Source organism: Curtobacterium sp. VKM Ac-2922 (genome assembly GCF_022815645.1).
Taxonomy (GTDB): Bacteria; Actinomycetota; Actinomycetes; order Actinomycetales; family Microbacteriaceae; genus Curtobacterium.
The window spans coordinates 42,163-57,743 of record NZ_JALGRO010000007.1 but is presented as its reverse complement, the minus strand read 5'-3'; the positions used below and the strand labels follow the sequence as shown (position 1 = coordinate 57,743).

The following is a 15,581-nucleotide window of genomic DNA, read 5'->3' as shown; positions in this document are numbered from 1 at the left end:
ACGAAGTGGAGACACCGATGCAACGACGTTTCATGGCGGGGCTGGCGGCAGCCGCTGCCGCAGCACTCGTGCTCACGGGCTGTTCCTCCGGCAGCAGTGCCGGCGGCAGCCAGTCGAAGGACGCCCTGACCTGGTCGATGTGGATCGCCGGGAAAGAGGACAAGGCCGCCTGGCAGAAGGTCGCCGACACCGTGAAGAGCGAGGACGGCATCAGCCTGACGATCCAGGGCGCACCGTTCGAGAACTACTTCACCAAGCTCAGCGCGCAGCTCAGCGGCGGCAGCGCGCAGTGCATCGTCAGCATGCAGTCGCTGCGTGCCGCCAACTACACGGAGTCGCTGCTGCCGCTCGATGACCTGGCGAAGAAGGAGGGCACCGAACTGTCCGCCTTCGACAGCACGGCGATCGACGGCATGAAGGTCGACGGCAAGCTCTACGGTCTGCCGTACGACACCGGCCCCATCATGATGTTCTACAACAAGGACCTGTTCAAGCAGGCCGGCGTCGCCGACCCCGCGCCCGGCTGGACCGTCGACGACTTCGAGAAGGCCGGTGCGGCGCTCAAGGCGAAGGGCATCACCGAGTTCGGTTCGACCGTCGGCGACCTGAACCTCGAGTCGATGATCTACGGCTACAACGGTGGTCGGGTGATCACCTCCGGCGGCAAGATCGACGCCACGAACACCAAGTTCGCGGACGGCCTGGACTGGATGGGCAGCCTGGTCAAGAAGGGCTACGCCACGCAGGCGTCGTCGGACACCTCGACGCCCGGCAACGACTTCGCCGCCGGCAAGGTCGCGATGTACACCGACGGTCCGTGGTCGCTCATCAGCCAGAAGGCCAAGGTGAAGTTCGACCTCGGCGTCACGACGCTCCCCGCGGGCACCTCCGGTCCCTCGACGTTCGCCGCCGGGTCCGGCTTCGGGGTGTCGAAGCAGTGCAAGTACCCGGAGCAGGCGTACAAGGCCGTCGAGACGATGACCAGCGAGAAGGTCCTGACGTCGCTCGCCGAGCAGGGTCGCGCCTTCCCCGGTCGCACTGCAGCCCAGGCGTCGTGGTACTCGAGCGCCGGGATCCCCGGAGCCGAGGACGCGCTCAAGGCCGCGCTCGCCAAGTCGTCGCCGCTGCTCGGCAACAAGCAGAGCGACCAGCTGTCCCAGCTGTTCACGCAGTACGCCCTGCAGGCGGTGAACGGGCAGTCCACGGGCAAGGAGACCATGTCCTCGATCGCCAGCCAGCTCGGCACCCAGTGACCGACCCGACCCGGTGACGGACGGGAGGCTCGGGGCGACCCCGCCCCGCGCCTCCAGTCCGACACCACCCACCCCCAGGACCGCGCGAACGATCAGGAGGTCGTCGCATGACCACCATCCAGGACCCACCGGCCGCATCGGCCGTCCCCGCGGTCGCGACCGCGGTCGCGGCCGGGACCACCGGGCCGAAGCAGCGGGACGGCGCCGCCGTCGAGGTCGGGCGCCGCTCGTGGTGGGGCGCCGCGTTCGCCGCACCCCACTCGCTCGGGCTCGTCGTCTTCACGGCATTCCCGATCCTCGCCTCGCTCGTCGTGAGCTTCATGAACTGGCCGACGCTCGGGGACCGATCGTTCGCCGGCCTGCAGAACTACACGAAGCTCTTCAGCGACCCGGTCTTCCGGACCGTCACGCTGAACACCGTGCTGTTCGTGGTGCTCTACGTGCCGCTCAACCTGGTCGTGTCGCTCGGGCTCGCCGCGTGGCTGACCCCGCGGATCCGCGGACGCCACGTGTTCCGCGTGCTGTTCTTCATCCCGACCATCACGCCGATCGTCGCCAACGTCGTGGTCTGGCGCATGCTGTACCAGCCCGGTGGTGCCATCGACGCGTCACTGCAGTCGACCCTCGGCGTGCACGCCCCGAACTTCCTGGCCGACGAGCACTGGGCGATGCTCGCCATCGTCACGATGAGCGTGTGGCAGGGCTTCGGCTACAACATGCTGATCTTCTCGGCCGCGCTCGACTCGGTGCCGGAGAACCAGCTCGAGGCCGCCGAGCTCGACGGGGCCAACGCGTGGCAGATGTTCTGGGCGATCAAGTTCCCGCTCATCTCGCCGTCGGTGTTCTTCGCCGCGATGATGACCCTCATCACGTCGTTCCAGGTCTTCGTGCAGCCCTTCGTCCTGACCAAGGGCGGACCCGGCACCGCCACCGAGACCCTGGTGCAGTACATCTACAACACGGGCTTCCAGAACCAGCAGCTCGGGCTGGCGTCCGCCGGTGCCTGGGTGCTGTTCGTCATCATCCTCGGCGTGACGGCCGTGCAGTTCCTCGGGCAGAAGCGGTGGGTGCACTATGAGTGAAGCGGTGCGGAGTGGCCTCGGTGCCACCACGGCGAACCGGACGGTCAACCCCAGGTCGCTCGCCCGGACGCGGTCGGCGCCCCGCCCTGGTCGCGTGCGACGTGCGATCGGGTACGTGCTGCTGTGCCTTGTGGCGCTGCTGTTCGTCTCGCCGCTGGTGTACATGGTGGCGACGAGCCTGAAGCCCGCCGACCAGGTGTTCACCACCCCGCCGACGCTGTGGGGGCGGTCGCTCGAGTGGGACAACTACGTGCAGGCGTTCACGTACCTGCCCTTCGCGCGGTTCATCCTGAACGGTGTGTTCGTCGCCGCCGTCGGCACCGCCATCAACGTCGCCGTCGCGGTGCTGTCCGGGTACGCGTTCTCGCGGCTCCGGTGGCGCGGGCGGAACGGCGTGTTCGTCCTGTTCCTGGCGACGCTGATGATCCCGCAGGACGTCCTGGTCATCCCGATGTACGTGATGATGCAGGGCCTCGGGTGGGTCGACACCTTCAAGGCGCTCATCATCCCGTGGGCGTTCACCGCGCTGGGCGCGTTCCTGGTCCGGCAGTTCTTCCTCACCATCCCGCAGGAGCTCGACGACGCGGCCCGGGTCGACGGCGCCGGCCCCGTCCGGACCTTCTTCTCGGTGATGCTGCCGCTCGCCCGGCCGACGCTCGCCGTCCTGGCCGTCTTCTCGTTCATCTCCTACTGGAACTCGTTCCTGTGGCCCTTGGTCGTCGTCAACGACGTCGAGGCGCACGGCACCATCCCACTCGGTCTGCAGCAGTTCTTCGGACAGCAGGGCAGCGAGTGGAACCTCGTCATGGCCGCGTCGGTGATCTCGATGCTGCCGACCGTCATCCTGCTGATCCTGCTGCAGAAGCACCTCGTCAAGGGCATCGTCACCTCCGGCCTCGGTGGCCGGTAGTCGCCCCCGTGAAAGGAACACCGTGACCATCACCGCACCGGCCCAGCCGCAGACCGCGACCGACCCGTCCGGCCTGCCCGCCTGGTTCACCCACGACCGCTTCGGCATGTTCATCCACTGGGGCCTGTACGCGCTGCCGGCCCGGCACGAGTGGATCAAGAACCGCGAGTACATCACCGAGGACGCCTACCAGCGGTACTTCGACCACTTCGACCCGGACCTGTTCGACGCCGCCGACTGGGCGCGTCGGGCACGACTGGCGGGCATGAAGTACGTCGTGCTCACCACGAAGCACCACGAGGGCTTCTGCCTGTGGGACTCCGCGCTCACCGACTACAAGTCCACGAACACGCCCTTCGGCCGCGACATCGTCCGTGAGTTCGTCGACGCCGTCCGCGCCGAGGGGCTCAAGGTCGGCTTCTACCACTCGCTGATCGACTGGCACCACCCGGACTTCACGATCGACGGGCACCACCCGCGGCGGAACGACGGCGACCAGGCGATCGCCGCGCTCAACGAGGGCCGCGACATGGCTCGCTACCGCGAGTACCTGCACGGGCAGGTCACCGAGCTGCTGACCGACTACGGCCAGGTCGACTACCTGTTCTACGACTTCTCGTACCGCGAGGACGACCACCACGACGTCTGGGGCGGCAAGGGCCGCGAGGACTGGGGCTCCTCGGAGCTGATGGCGCTCACCCGGCGCCTGCAGCCCGGCATCATCGTCAACGACCGGCTCGACATCCCCGGCGACATCGTCACGCCCGAGCAGTACCAGCCGGACAAGCCCATGGAGGTCGACGGCGTGCAGGTGCCGTGGGAGGCGTGCCAGACGCTCAACGGCTCGTGGGGCTACGACCGCGACAACCAGAACGTCAAGAGCGTCGACCTGCTGGTCCGCATGCTCGTCGACGGGGTGTCGAACAACGGGAACATGCTGCTCAACATCGGCCCGACCGGCCGGGGCGAGTTCGACGGGGTCTCGCGTGCGACGCTCGACGGCTTCGGGGCGTGGATGCACCAGCACGGCCGCTCGGTGTACGGCGCCGGCCCCTCGGAGTTCCAGGCACCGCCGAACGCCGTCTACACGCAGAACGGCAACCGGCTGTACCTGCACCTGTTCGCCTGGCCGTTCGAGCACGTGCACCTGGCGGGGTTGGCGGGACGCGTCGAGTACGCCCAGCTGCTGAACGACGCGTCCGAGGTGTTCTTCCGCTCGATCGACCCCTCGGTCCGGGCACTGACCACCGGACTCGGCGGCCAGCCCGCGGGGACGCTGACGCTCACGCTGCCGATCCAGCGACCCGACGTCGCGCTGCCCGTCGTCGAGCTCTTCCTGCGCGACTGATGCAGCGGATCCTGTCGCGCACCCGCCTGCGGGCCGGGCGCGAGGACGACTACGAGCAGGCACACGCTGCCATCCCGGACGCCCTGGTGGAACGCCTGCGTGCCGCCGGGGTGGCGAACTGGAGCATCTGGCGCGACGGCCAGGACCTGATCCACCTGATCGAGGTCGAGGACCACCGTGCCATGCGTCGGTCGTTGGCGGACGACCCGGTGAACGCCGACTGGCAGGCCGTGATCAACCCGCTGCTCGAGGCCGACGACGACTACTCGGGGAACGACGACGGCGTGCCGCTGGTGTGGACGCTCGAAGGGCAGGCATGAGCGACGTCGAGTTCGACCGCGGACCGTTCTGGTTCGGCGGCGCGGGGATCGGGAACCTGCTGCGCGAGGTGTCCGACGACGACGCGCGCGCCACGGTCGATGCGGCGTGGGACGTCGGCGTGCGCGGCTTCGACACGGCCCCGCACTACGGCCTCGGGCTGAGCGAGCGGCGCCTCGGCGCGGCGCTCGCCGACCGGCCCCGGAATGCCTACGCGCTGTCCACGAAGGTCGGACGTCGGCTGGTGCCCGGACCGGGTGACGGCACGGACGACGACGGGTTCGCGGTGCTGAACGACCTGGTCCGGCGGTGGGACCCGACCCCCGACGGAGTGCGCCGCTCGCTCGACGAGTCCCTCGGGCGGCTCGGGCTCGACCACGTCGACGTCGCCTACCTGCACGACCCCGACGTGTACGACCTGCACGCCGGGCTGACCCAGGCGCTGCCGGCGCTCGCCGCACTGCGGGACGAGGGCGTCGTGCGCGCGGTCGGCGTCGGGTCGAACTCGGTCGCCGCACTGACGGCAGCGGTCGACACGGGGCTGTGCGACGTGGTGATGCTCGCGGGCCGGTACACGCTGCTCGAACAGCCCGCGGCCGGGCTCGTCGCCACCTGTGCCGAGCGCGGCGTGGACGTCGTCGCGGTCGGGGTCTACAACTCCGGGCTGCTGAGCCGTCCGCTGCCCGCCGAGGACACCACGTACGACTACGCCCCCGCGCCGGCAGAGCTGCTGGACCGGGCCCGTGCGCTCGCCGCGGTGTGTGCGCGGCACGGGGTCACGCTCCCCGAGGCCGCGCTGGCCTTCCCCCGACGTGCGGCGGCCGTCCGTGCCGTCGCGGTCGGAGCGCAGTCGGCGGACCAGGTGCGCGAGAACGCCGCCCGTGCCGCCGCGGTGGTCCCCGAGGCGCTGTGGCACGACCTGCGCGCCGAGGGCCTGCTCGCGAGCTGACCGCCAGCGCGGGGAGCGTCGCACCCCACAACGAACAACGCGCCCCGTCGAGACGGGGCGCGTTGTTCGTGTGCGGGCGCGATCCGCGCCGAGGGGCGAACCCTAGTTGCGCGCGCCGCGACCGGCGAAGCGCGTGTAGAGCAGCAGCACGATGATGGCGCCGATGACCGAGCCGATGATGCCGGCCGGCTGGAAGAAGCCGTCCATCGGGTCGTGCTGGAAGATCAGGAACCCGAGGAACCCGCCGACGAACGACCCGACGATGCCGAGGACGATGGTCATGAGGATCGAGATGCTCTGCTTCCCGGGGACGATCAGGCGCGCGAGCGCACCGGCGATCAGTCCGACGATGATCAAGCTGACGATGAGACCGAGCACGGTGTCCTCCTGGTGATGCGTCCGGATTGCTGCCGACGGGTGTCGGCTCCGGGCCAGTCCCTGAGTGAACCCGGTGGCGGCTGACCGCGCTCACACCGCGTGTACCCCGATCGTCAGTCGAGCGACCGCCGGAGCCACCGCTCGACACCCTCGACGTGCGCCACGACCAGGGCCTGCACGAGCTGCGGGTCGCGGCGGCGGATCGCGTCGACGATGGCCGCGTGCTCGTCGAGCGTGCGCTGCACCGAGCCGTTCTGCGTCAGCCCGCGCCACACCCGCACGCGCACGGTCTTGCTCGACAGGGCGTCGAGCAGCCCGGACAGGTACTGGTTGCCCCCGATGCCCGCGATCGTGGAGTGGAAGAGCAGGTCGTGCGCGACCAGTTCCTCGACCCCGGTGGCGTCGTCCACGCTCGCCATCAGCGTCGCGAGCTCGTCGATCTGCTGCTCCGATGCCCTCGCCGTGGCCAGCACCGCGGACGCCGGCTCCAGGATGCGCCGCACCTCGAGCAGGTCGACCAGCGATCGGTCGTGGTGCATGTCCACGACGAAGGACACCGCCTCGAGCAGCACCGAGGGTTCGAGCGACGTGACGTAGGTGCCGTCGCCGCGCCGGACGTCGAGCACGCGGATGAGCTCGAGCGCCTTCACCGCTTCGCGCAGGCTGTTCCGCGACAGCCCGAGCGACTCGCTCAGTTCCTTCTCCGGCGGCAGCCGCTGCCCGGGCGTCAGTTCGCCGGACACGATCATCTGCTGGATGCGCGCGATCGCGTCGTCGGTCAGCGAAGCCATGCGATGCCCTCTTCCTGCGCCGGCTGGTACCGGACCTGACGACGATATCCGCACCGGTCCTCCTGGACGCGGCAGCCGGCCATCAGGCGGGTCGGAGCCGCAGCGCCTGCATCCCCCCGTCGACGGCCAGGTCGACGCCCGTGGTCGACGCGGCCAGGGGGCTCGTCAGGTATGCGACGGCCTCGGCGACCTCTTCCGGGGCGACGAGTCGGCCGTGCGGCTGCCGTGCCTCGAGCGCTGCGCGCTCGGCCGCGGGGTCGTCGGCGGACTCGAGCAGCCGGCCGACCCACGGGGTGTCCGCGGTGCCCGGGTTGACCGCGTTGACACGGATGCCCTCGCGCAGGTGGTCGGCGGCCATCGCGCGCGTCAACGCGGCGATCGCGCCCTTGGTGGCGGAGTACAGCGCGCGCTGGGGCAGCCCGGCGGTCGCGGCGATCGAGCAGGTGTTCACGATGGAGGCTGCGCCCGACTCCCGCAGGAACGGCAGGCAGGCGCGGGACAGCCGGACCGCCCCGAGCACGTTGACCTCGTAGACCCGGCGCCACTCGTCGTCCGGGTTGTCCTCGACGGTGCCCTGGGCGCCGATGCCGGCGTTGTTCACCAGGACGTCGATCCCGCCCAGGGCGTCGGCGGCTGCTGCCACGGCCGCACGGACCGAGGCGTCGTCGCTGACGTCGCACGTGAAGGACGGTAAGTCGGCCGAGGGCCGCAGGTCGAGGACGGCGACGGTCGCCCCACGGTCACGCAGGGCGACGGCGATCGCGGCGCCGATGCCGGAGGCGCCGCCGGTGACGACGGCGCGCAGGCCGTGGTGGGACTGACCCGGCACCGCGGGCGTGGCCGCGGTGGTGGGCGTGGACGGTGCGGCGGCCATCAGGCGGCACCCATCGTCTGGCGCTGGGACCCCAGGCCGTCCGCGGTGAGCTCGACGACGTCGCCGGGCTGCAGGTACGGGGCGCCACTGCCGAGCGCGACACCAGCGGGAGTGCCGGTGCTGATGACGTCGCCCGGGTACAGGACCATGAACTGCGACAGGTAGTGCACGATCTCGGCGGGGCGGAAGATCATGTCGGCGGTGGAGCCGTCCTGGCGCACCTCGCCGTTGACGGTCAGACGCAGTGCGAGCGCTGCCGGTTCGATGGCGTCGGCGGTGACCAGCCACGGACCCAGGGGGTTGAACGTCTCGCAGGACTTGCCCTTGTCCCACTGCCCGCCGCGCTCGATCTGGAACTCCCGCTCGGAGACGTCGTTCGCGATGGTGTAGCCGGCGATGTGCGTGGCGGCCTCGTCCTCGGACTCGCAGTAGCGGGCGGTCGAGCCGATCACGATGGCGAGCTCGATCTCCCAGTCGGTCTTCGTGCTCTTGCGGGGGACCAGCACCTGGTCGTCGGGGCCGATCACCGTCATCGGGTCCTTCATGAACACGATCGGCTCGGTCGGGATGTCCGCGCCGGTCTCGGCAGCGTGGTCGCGGTAGTTCAGGCCGATGCAGACGACTTTGCCGGGACGGACGACGGGGGCGCCGCGGCGCAGGGTGTCGGCGTCGGGCAGGACGGACAGCTCGCCGGCATCGAGTGCCCGCTGCACGCGGCCGACCGGGTCGTCCGCCAGGAAACCGCCGTCGATGTCGGTGGTGACCGGTCTGAGGTCGTGTGTCCGACCGTCGGCATCGATGGCCACGGGGATCTCCCCACCGGCCGGGCCGAGTCGTGCGAACCGCATCGTTCCTCGCTCTCCGCGCTGCTGCGTCGCAGCGCATGCGACCGTTCAGCCGCTGCGCGGTCGCCGTGACCGCGCAGACATCCTATGTCTGCGGTGGGACCGCGGCAAGGTAGACCCGCTCGGCCGTCCGGTGGAAGACGGCGTCGCGTTCGTCGTCCGACAGGTCCGCCAGTGCGTCGGACGCCGTGCGGAGCACCTCGGCGTACTCGCCCTGCAGGGTCGAGACCGGCCAGTCCGACCCGAACAGCGAGCGGTCCGGGCCGAAGGCCTCGACCACCTGGCGGGCGTAGTGGGCGACGGGCCGGTCGCGCCAGTCCGCACCCGCTTCGGTCACCAGGCCGGAGACCTTGCACAGCACGTTGGGACGCGCAGCCAGGTCGTCCATCCGGGCACGCCACGCGATGCGCACGTCGGTGTCGTCGTGCGCGATGTCGGGCTTGCCGGCGTGGTCGAGGACGAAGACGCCGTCGGGGACCGCGTCGACCAGGGTCACCGCTGCGGCGTGTTCGCGGTCGCGGACCAGCAGGTCGAACGGCATGCCGGCAGCGGCGAGGACCCGCACCCCGGCGATCACGTCGTCGCGGGCGAGCCAGTCGCGGTCGGGCTCGTCGTGCGCCAGGTGCCGGATGCCGACCAGGCGCGGGCCACCAGGTCGTTCCAGGTCGACCAGCGCCGCCAGCTGCTCGACGACGTCCGGCGCGGTCAGGTCGACCCATCCGACGACGCCGGCCACGGGGGCGGGCCGCGACAGCAACCACGCGGTCTCGGCGGGGTCGTGCACGGCCTGCACGGCGATCGTGGCCTGCACGTCGGTGCCGTCGACGGCTGCTCGCAGGTCGTCCACGTCGAACCGGCGGCGGATGGGCGCGACGGAGTCGTCCAACCAGGCGTAGTCGCGGTCGGCGGGGTCCCAGAGGTGGTGGTGCGCGTCGAGGATCACGCCGCCATCATGCCGGACCCATCCGACGTCTGCCCGGGTGCGGGCCGATCAGCGCGCGCAGCGCCCGGCTCAGACGATGCCGGACGCCTCGAGCTCGGCACGCAGCTCGGCGTCCGAGGGCTCCACGAAGTGCTTGCCGTTCGGCAGCACCACGACGGGGATGTTCTTGCGCCCGCTGATCGCCTCGGCACGCTCGGCCGCCGACAGGTCCTGCTCGACGTCGACGTACGTGTAGTCGATCCCGAGCCCGTCGAGCAGCGCCTTCGAGCGCCGGCAGTCGCGGCACCAGTCAGCGCCGAACATGGTCACCTGGTCGAACGTCGTGTCGGTCATGCTGAGAGAGTACGTCGGACACCACCAGGACATTCCCGTCCCGGCTCGGAACAGCGGCCGCACCGGCGAGCATCCTGGGTGCATGAGCACGATCGCCGACGTCCCCGTGGACCACCCGCACCACCGCCACGGCTGGTGGTGGAAGACCCTGCTGGTCGGGTTCGCGCTGTGGGTCGTCACGATCGTCGTCACCGTGTACACGAGCAACACCAACCTCGTGCCGACGATCATCCTGCTCGGCAGCTTCCTCGTGCCGTTCACGGTCGTGCTCTTCGTCATCGAGCGGGTGACCGGCACCGTGAGCACGATGCAGCTCGTCACGGCGTTCTTCGTCGGCGGGATCCTCGGCGTGCTCGGGGCGTCGCTGCTCGAGTCGAACCTGCGGCAGGGCGCGCTGGTGTACCTGGCGGTGGGTCTGGCCGAGGAACTCGTGAAGGGCGTGCTGCTCGTCGTGGTCGGGTGGCGCGTCCAGCCGAAGACCGCGCGGCAGGGTGCGCTGCTCGGTGCGACGGTGGGGGCCGGGTTCGCCGCGTTCGAGTCGGCGGGCTACGCCTTCAACGCCGCGATCACCACGCGCGGGATCGACCTGGCGTCGCTGCTGCAGACCGAGGTGCTCCGCGCGATCCTGTCGCCCGTGGGACACGTGCTGTGGACCGCGATCCTGGGGGCGGTGCTGTTCGGCGTCGCACACGGCCGACCGCGCTTCCGCTGGACCTGGGCCGTGCCGGTGACCTACGTGGCGGTGTCGGTGCTGCACGCGCTGTACGACTCGAACTCCACGATCTCGACCGTGCTGGCGTTCGTCCTGACCGGCACCCCGCTGTCCGCCGCGCAGAACGGTGTCGTGCCGTCCTCGGTCGCCGGGCTGGTCACGACGCTCTACCTGGTCGGACTCGCCGTCGTGTCGGCGATCGGCGTCGCGGTGCTCATCGGCGTGCAGGTGCACTTCCGCCGACGGGCCCGAGCCGCGTCCCCGCAGCCCCGGGTGCCGGGCTGGTACGACGCACCGCCGCCCCACGCGCTGCGCTGACGCGCCCCTACGCTGGACCCATGCCGATGCGCCCCGACCCCGACACGCTGGCGTGGGCCTCGGCGGCCGTCCGGCACCTCGCCCGCACGACCAACCTGCTCATCGCGGCTCGCCGGTTCCGCATCATCGGCGGCGACCCGCGCGACGCCGCAGCCCTCGACGCACTGCTGACCGCCCTGGGTGCCCGTGCCGCAGCAGCAGACGAGCGCATCGACCACCTCTGGTGTCTCGGCACGCCGGAGCAGAGCGCGACCGCGGTGCAGAGCGCGATCGCGGTGCCGGCGGCGGACCAGCCTCGCGGCCACACGCTCGTGGTCATCGACGCCGGACGCCACCAGCCCGCCGTCGACGAGGACGCCTTCGGCCCCGTCACCCCCGTCCGTCCCGGTGTGCTCGGCGTGCCGATGACCTCGGACGACGTGTCCCTGGTGTCGACAGGCCGCGAGCCCGAGGACGACCCCGCCGCCGAGGCCCGCCTGCGCTGGGCCCGCCGCGCGATGCCGGTCTCGCGTGCGGTCGCCGCCGAGCTCCGCGACCAGGGACTGCTGCGCGGGACCCGGATCGGCGTCGCGATGGTGCTCGAGCCGAAGACCGCCGTGCTGTCCCTGCTGCTGCGTGAGGCCGGCGCCGAGGTCGTCGTCTACGCGCACGCCGACGAGACCGACGACGCCGTCGCCGCGGTGCTGCGCCGGACCGGCCTGCCGGTCTTCGCCGACAGCTCCGCCACGCTGGACGAGCAGAAGGCCCTGGCGCTCGCGATGCTCGACACGCGGCCGCACGTCCTGCTCGACGACGGCGCGCACGTCATCCGACTCGCCCACCAGGAACGCCCGGACCTGCTGCCGACGATGGTCGGCGCTGCGGAGGAGACCACGAGCGGCCTGACGGCCCTGCGCGTGCTGGCCGACCGAGGGCAGCTCGGCATCCCCGTGGTCGCCGTGAACGACGCCCGCACCAAGACCTTCTTCGACAACCGGTACGGCACCGGGCAGTCGACGGTGTTCGCGGTGCTCGACCTGGTCGACGCGCTGCCGTCCGGTACGCACACGGTCCGGCCTGGAGGCTCGGCGGTCGTCGTCGGGTACGGGCACGTCGGCGAGGGGGTCGCCCTGGTGCTCCGCGCGCTCGGCTTCCATGTGACGGTCGCCGAGACCGACCCGGTGCGTGCGCTGCAGGCCCGGTTCGCCGGACACGCCGTCGCGCCGCTGATCGAGGCCGTCCGCGATGCCGACCTGGTGATGAGTGCGACGGGGGTCGCGGACACCATCACGGTCGAGGTGCTCCGCGCCTGCGCTGCCGATGCGGTCGTCGCGGTCGCGGGCGGGGTCGACCAGGAGATCGCGATCGACGCCGCGCTCGCGACGGGCGCCGAGCGGGTCGTCGTGGGACGGAAGGCCGAACGCTTCACCTTCCCGGGCGCCGAGCACGGCGTCCTGGTGCTCGACGACGGCGGGTGCATCAACATCACCGCCGCCGAGGGCAACCCGATCGAGATCATGGACCTGTCGTTCGCGGTGCAGCTCGGCGCCGTCCGGATGCTGCTCGAGCGCGGCGACGAACTCGACCGGGCCGTCGTGCCCGTCGACCCCGCGGTGGACGACGCGACCGCCCGCGCGGCGCTGGCCGCGTTCGGCAGCCGAGCCGAGCCTCCCGTCCCGGTCGCCGCGCAGCCGGCCGACCGCCAGCCGGACGTCCGGACGACCCGCTTCGGAGCCCCCGCATGAGCGAGACGACCGTCCACTCCGCGCGCATCGTCGTGCCGATGACCGCGCCGCCGATTGCCGACGGCGCCGTGGCGGTGCGCGACGGCCGGATCCTGCACGTCGGCGAGCGCTCTTGGGTCGTCGACCAGCTGGACGGCTCGACGTGGACCGAACGACGCTGGCGTGGGGCGCTGCTGCCCGGGCTCGTGAACGCGCACTCGCACCTGCAGTACACCGGCATGGCCAGTGTCGGGCGCGGCCAGTACGGGGGATTCGAAGACTGGGCCAGCGCGTTCAACGACGTCTACGCGGGCGAGCACGACTGGCGCGCCGAGGCGGCGGCCGGCGCCGCGCAGTCGATCGCCGCCGGGGTGACGAGCATCGCGGACATCGTCACCGACATCGAGGCAGCGACGGCCCTGCAGGACGCCGGTCTGGGCGGGATCGCCTACTGGGAGGTGATGGACTGGGAGAACGCGGCGTGGCAGGAACACGGGCGCGACCAGGTGCTCGACGAGCTCGCGCGCATCCCGACCAGCCCCGGCGCCGGCCTGTCCCCGCACGCGCCGTACTCCCTCGACGTCGCCCCGCTGCTCGAGCTGCCGGACATCGTCCGCCAGCGTGGCCTGCGGCTGCACCTGCACCTCGGCGAGGCCGCCTTCGAGGGCGAACGACTGGCTTCGTCGCTCGAGCACGGCACCGACTGGCACCTGGCGAACGTGCCGTCGTTCCGGGCCATGCGCGCGCTCGGGTTCGGCGCGAGCGCGACCTCGTTCGTCGACCGGCTCGGCGTGCTCGGGCCGGACTGCCACATCGCGCACGGCGTCTACATGACGGCCGCCGACCGCGCGCTGCTGCGTGCCCGGGGGACCGCGGTCGCGCTCTGCCCACGCTCGAACGCCGTCATCGGACTCGACCCGCCACCCGTCGCCGACTACCTGCGCGAAGGCAGCCCCGTCGCGATCGGCACGGACTCACTGTCCTCGTCCCCGTCGCTCGACCTGATGGCCGACGTCACCGCGCTGCACCGGATCGCCCGCGCGCAGGGATACGGCGACCACGACCTGCACGAGCGGCTGCTGGCGGCGGCGACGCTCGGCGGAGCGCACGCGATGGGGCTGGCGGTGGGCCCGGACCGGATCGGGCACCTGGCCGTCGGGGCCCGGGCAGACCTGGCCGTGTTCGACGTCGACGCGCGGACCGTGCCCGACGCGCTCGCCGAACTCGTCGAGGACGGTGCCGGGCGGGCCGTCGCGACGGTGGTGCGCGGGCGGGTCCGCGCCCAGGACGGCGTGCTGGTCGCCCGGTGATCGCAGACCAGGCCGTCCGCGCGGGATGATGGTCGGATGAACGGACAGATGGCGCGACGGACGGTCGACGGCGAGCTCATCGAGTGGCTCGACGTCCCGAAGCGGGCAGCAGCGCTCGGCATGGAACCCCACCCCGAGGGCGGCTGGTACGTCCGCACCTGGACCTCGCCCGCGACGGTGCAGGTGCGCGGTGGCGAGCGGCCCGCGGCGACACTCATCCACTTCCTGCTGCCCCCGGGCGAGGCATCGGCGTGGCACCGGGTCACGAGCGACGAGGTCTGGATGTGGCACGGGCCGGACACCGTCGACCTGCAGCTCGGCGGGTCGGGGGAGTCCCCGGAGCCGGGCGCGACGATCACCCTCGGGCCGGACGCCGGGCGCGACCGGGTGAACGACGCGCAGGCGTTCGTACGCGGCGGGGTCTGGCAGCGCACGCTCCCCGGCGACGGCGAGGTGCTGCTGAGCTGCCTGGTGTCGCCCGGCTTCTCGTTCGAGGACTTCACCCTGGCCTGAGCGCCCGGGTGCCCTCGCGCCCGCCCCCGCAGCCCCCGCCGCCCCTCGACCACGCCCGTGTGCGACGTCGCGCGACGCCCGACACGTGCTGGTATCCCACCTGCCGGTACAATTCGTCCTTGCCCCCACGCCCCCAGCACGAAGGCCCGACCGTGACTCGATCGTTCCGTCTCTCCCTCGCCCTCGCGACCACCGTCGTCGCTGCCCTCGCGCTCACCGCCTGCTCGGCCGGCGGCAGCACGGGCTCGGACGGCACCGTCACCGACGGCAAGCTCACGATCGCGACCGGGCAGCCCGCGTACTCGCCCTGGGTCGAGGACAACAAGCCGCAGTCCGGCAAGGGCTTCGAGTCCGCCGTGGCCTACGCCGTCGCGAAGCAGATGGGCTACGCGAAGTCCGACGTGGTGTGGAAGCGCAGCACCTTCGACAGCGCGGTGGCTCCGGGCCCGAAGGACTGGGACCTCAACCTGCAGCAGTTCTCGATCTCGTCCCAGCGCAAGAAGGCCGTGGACATGTCGTCGCCGTACTACACGACCACGCAGGCCGTCGTGACGACCGCCAAGTCCAAGGCGAAGGACGACACCACCGTCGCCGCGCTCAAGCAGGACACCATCGGGGTGGCCGCCGGGTCGACGAGCATCGCCAGCGTCAAGCAGGTGCTCGGCGTCACCCCGCAGGTCTTCAACTCGAACGACGACGCGGTGCTGGCGCTCAAGTCCGGCCAGATCGACGCGATCGTCACCGACCTACCGACCGCTTTCACCATGTCCGGCGCGCAGCTCGACGACGGCGCGGTCTCGGCGCAGTTCCCCGCCGACGGAAAGGGCGACCAGTTCGGCTTCGTGCTGCCGAAGGACTCGGCCCTGACCGCCAAGGTCGACAAGGCCCTGAAGGCGCTCGACGACGACGGCACGCTCGCGGCGCTGCAGAAGCAGTGGCTGTCGTCCGCGACGAACACCCCGGTCCTGAAGTAGCGCGCGTGTCCGTCCCCGCAGGAGCAG

17 protein-coding genes are annotated in these 15,581 nt (G+C 71.4%); 11 read left to right on the top strand and 6 right to left on the bottom strand.

The window, feature by feature from the left end:
* Positions 1–17: 17 nt before the first annotated feature.
* From MT346_RS09675 to MT346_RS09650, 6 genes are all read left to right on the top strand, one after another.
* Positions 18–1,253, top strand: a complete 1,236-nt coding sequence (locus MT346_RS09675) for a sugar ABC transporter substrate-binding protein (RefSeq protein WP_243562856.1) — start codon at positions 18–20, stop codon at positions 1,251–1,253.
* A 107-nt stretch (positions 1,254–1,360) separates the two neighbouring features.
* The gene (locus MT346_RS09670) at positions 1,361–2,335 is read left to right on the top strand and encodes a carbohydrate ABC transporter permease (protein ID WP_243562855.1); all 975 of its coding nucleotides are present in this window, start codon (positions 1,361–1,363) and stop codon (positions 2,333–2,335) included.
* A gap of 94 nt (positions 2,336–2,429) precedes the next feature.
* Complete coding sequence (locus MT346_RS09665; protein WP_243562854.1) at positions 2,430–3,245, top strand: carbohydrate ABC transporter permease; 816 nt, start codon at positions 2,430–2,432, stop codon at positions 3,243–3,245.
* Between the two features lie 22 nt (positions 3,246–3,267).
* Positions 3,268–4,593 carry an alpha-L-fucosidase gene (locus MT346_RS09660; RefSeq protein ID WP_243562853.1) on the top strand — a complete coding sequence of 442 codons (1,326 nt, stop codon included), beginning with the start codon at positions 3,268–3,270 and terminating at the stop codon, positions 4,591–4,593.
* Positions 4,593–4,913 carry an L-rhamnose mutarotase gene (locus tag MT346_RS09655; RefSeq protein WP_243562852.1) on the top strand — a complete coding sequence of 107 codons (321 nt, stop codon included), beginning with the start codon at positions 4,593–4,595 and terminating at the stop codon, positions 4,911–4,913. The genes MT346_RS09660 and MT346_RS09655 overlap by 1 nt, the downstream gene beginning before the upstream one ends.
* Entirely contained in the window at positions 4,910–5,860 is a 951-nt protein-coding gene (locus MT346_RS09650) for an aldo/keto reductase (protein WP_243562851.1), read from the top strand. The genes MT346_RS09655 and MT346_RS09650 overlap by 4 nt, the downstream gene beginning before the upstream one ends.
* Before the next feature lie 102 nt (positions 5,861–5,962).
* Here the strand turns inward: MT346_RS09650 and MT346_RS09645 are convergent, their stop codons facing one another.
* The 6 genes from MT346_RS09645 to MT346_RS09620 all read right to left on the bottom strand — a co-directional run bounded on the left by MT346_RS09645 (position 5,963) and on the right by MT346_RS09620 (position 10,024).
* Positions 5,963–6,238 (bottom strand): GlsB/YeaQ/YmgE family stress response membrane protein, encoded by a 276-nt coding sequence (locus MT346_RS09645; RefSeq protein WP_243562850.1) that lies wholly within the window; start codon positions 6,236–6,238, stop codon positions 5,963–5,965.
* A gap of 113 nt (positions 6,239–6,351) precedes the next feature.
* A complete protein-coding gene (locus MT346_RS09640; RefSeq protein ID WP_243562849.1) occupies positions 6,352–7,029 on the bottom strand; it encodes a FadR/GntR family transcriptional regulator in 678 nt (225 codons plus the stop codon).
* 82 nt (positions 7,030–7,111) lie between these two features.
* Positions 7,112–7,903 carry an SDR family NAD(P)-dependent oxidoreductase gene (locus MT346_RS09635; protein ID WP_243562848.1) on the bottom strand — a complete coding sequence of 264 codons (792 nt, stop codon included), beginning with the start codon at positions 7,901–7,903 and terminating at the stop codon, positions 7,112–7,114.
* On the bottom strand, positions 7,903–8,751 hold the full coding sequence (locus tag MT346_RS09630) for a fumarylacetoacetate hydrolase family protein (RefSeq protein WP_243562847.1): 849 nt from the start codon (positions 8,749–8,751) through the stop codon (positions 7,903–7,905). Before MT346_RS09630 ends, MT346_RS09635 begins: the two co-directional genes overlap by 1 nt.
* 82 nt (positions 8,752–8,833) lie before the next feature.
* Positions 8,834–9,691: an amidohydrolase gene (locus tag MT346_RS09625; RefSeq protein WP_243562846.1), complete on the bottom strand. Its 858-nt coding sequence runs from the start codon at positions 9,689–9,691 to the stop codon at positions 8,834–8,836.
* 69 nt (positions 9,692–9,760) lie between these two features.
* On the bottom strand, positions 9,761–10,024 hold the full coding sequence (locus tag MT346_RS09620; RefSeq protein WP_243562845.1) for a glutaredoxin family protein: 264 nt from the start codon (positions 10,022–10,024) through the stop codon (positions 9,761–9,763).
* 82 nt (positions 10,025–10,106) lie between these two features.
* On the opposite strand from MT346_RS09620, the gene MT346_RS09615 reads away from it, so the two are divergent.
* The 5 genes from MT346_RS09615 to MT346_RS09595 all read left to right on the top strand — a co-directional run bounded on the left by MT346_RS09615 (position 10,107) and on the right by MT346_RS09595 (position 15,554).
* Entirely contained in the window at positions 10,107–11,054 is a 948-nt protein-coding gene (locus tag MT346_RS09615) for a PrsW family intramembrane metalloprotease (protein WP_243562844.1), read from the top strand.
* A 20-nt stretch (positions 11,055–11,074) separates the two neighbouring features.
* Complete coding sequence (locus tag MT346_RS09610) at positions 11,075–12,778, top strand: adenosylhomocysteinase (RefSeq protein WP_243562843.1); 1,704 nt, start codon at positions 11,075–11,077, stop codon at positions 12,776–12,778.
* Entirely contained in the window at positions 12,775–14,067 is a 1,293-nt protein-coding gene (locus MT346_RS09605; protein ID WP_243562842.1) for an amidohydrolase family protein, read from the top strand. Before MT346_RS09610 ends, MT346_RS09605 begins: the two co-directional genes overlap by 4 nt.
* 36 nt (positions 14,068–14,103) lie before the next feature.
* The gene (locus tag MT346_RS09600) at positions 14,104–14,580 is read left to right on the top strand and encodes a cupin domain-containing protein (RefSeq protein ID WP_243562841.1); all 477 of its coding nucleotides are present in this window, start codon (positions 14,104–14,106) and stop codon (positions 14,578–14,580) included.
* Between the two features lie 119 nt (positions 14,581–14,699).
* Entirely contained in the window at positions 14,700–15,554 is an 855-nt protein-coding gene (locus MT346_RS09595; protein ID WP_279396920.1) for an ABC transporter substrate-binding protein, read from the top strand.
* Positions 15,555–15,581: the final 27 nt, after the last annotated feature.

Excerpts from the sequence above, each read along its gene's own strand:
- MT346_RS09675 (WP_243562856.1), top strand. The coding sequence starts at position 18 with ATGCAACGACGTTTCATGGCGGGGCTGGCGGCAGCCGCTGCCGCAGCA.
- MT346_RS09615 (WP_243562844.1), top strand. The coding sequence starts at position 10,107 with ATGAGCACGATCGCCGACGTCCCCGTGGACCACCCGCACCACCGCCAC.
- MT346_RS09635 (WP_243562848.1), bottom strand. The coding sequence starts at position 7,903 with ATGGCCGCCGCACCGTCCACGCCCACCACCGCGGCCACGCCCGCGGTG.
- MT346_RS09640 (WP_243562849.1), bottom strand. The coding sequence starts at position 7,029 with ATGGCTTCGCTGACCGACGACGCGATCGCGCGCATCCAGCAGATGATC.
- MT346_RS09605 (WP_243562842.1), top strand. The coding sequence starts at position 12,775 with ATGAGCGAGACGACCGTCCACTCCGCGCGCATCGTCGTGCCGATGACC.
- MT346_RS09650 (WP_243562851.1), top strand. The coding sequence starts at position 4,910 with ATGAGCGACGTCGAGTTCGACCGCGGACCGTTCTGGTTCGGCGGCGCG.
- MT346_RS09630 (WP_243562847.1), bottom strand. The coding sequence starts at position 8,751 with ATGCGGTTCGCACGACTCGGCCCGGCCGGTGGGGAGATCCCCGTGGCC.
- MT346_RS09670 (WP_243562855.1), top strand. The coding sequence starts at position 1,361 with ATGACCACCATCCAGGACCCACCGGCCGCATCGGCCGTCCCCGCGGTC.
- MT346_RS09620 (WP_243562845.1), bottom strand. The coding sequence starts at position 10,024 with ATGACCGACACGACGTTCGACCAGGTGACCATGTTCGGCGCTGACTGG.
- MT346_RS09655 (WP_243562852.1), top strand. The coding sequence starts at position 4,593 with ATGCAGCGGATCCTGTCGCGCACCCGCCTGCGGGCCGGGCGCGAGGAC.
- MT346_RS09610 (WP_243562843.1), top strand. The coding sequence starts at position 11,075 with ATGCCGATGCGCCCCGACCCCGACACGCTGGCGTGGGCCTCGGCGGCC.
- MT346_RS09600 (WP_243562841.1), top strand. The coding sequence starts at position 14,104 with ATGAACGGACAGATGGCGCGACGGACGGTCGACGGCGAGCTCATCGAG.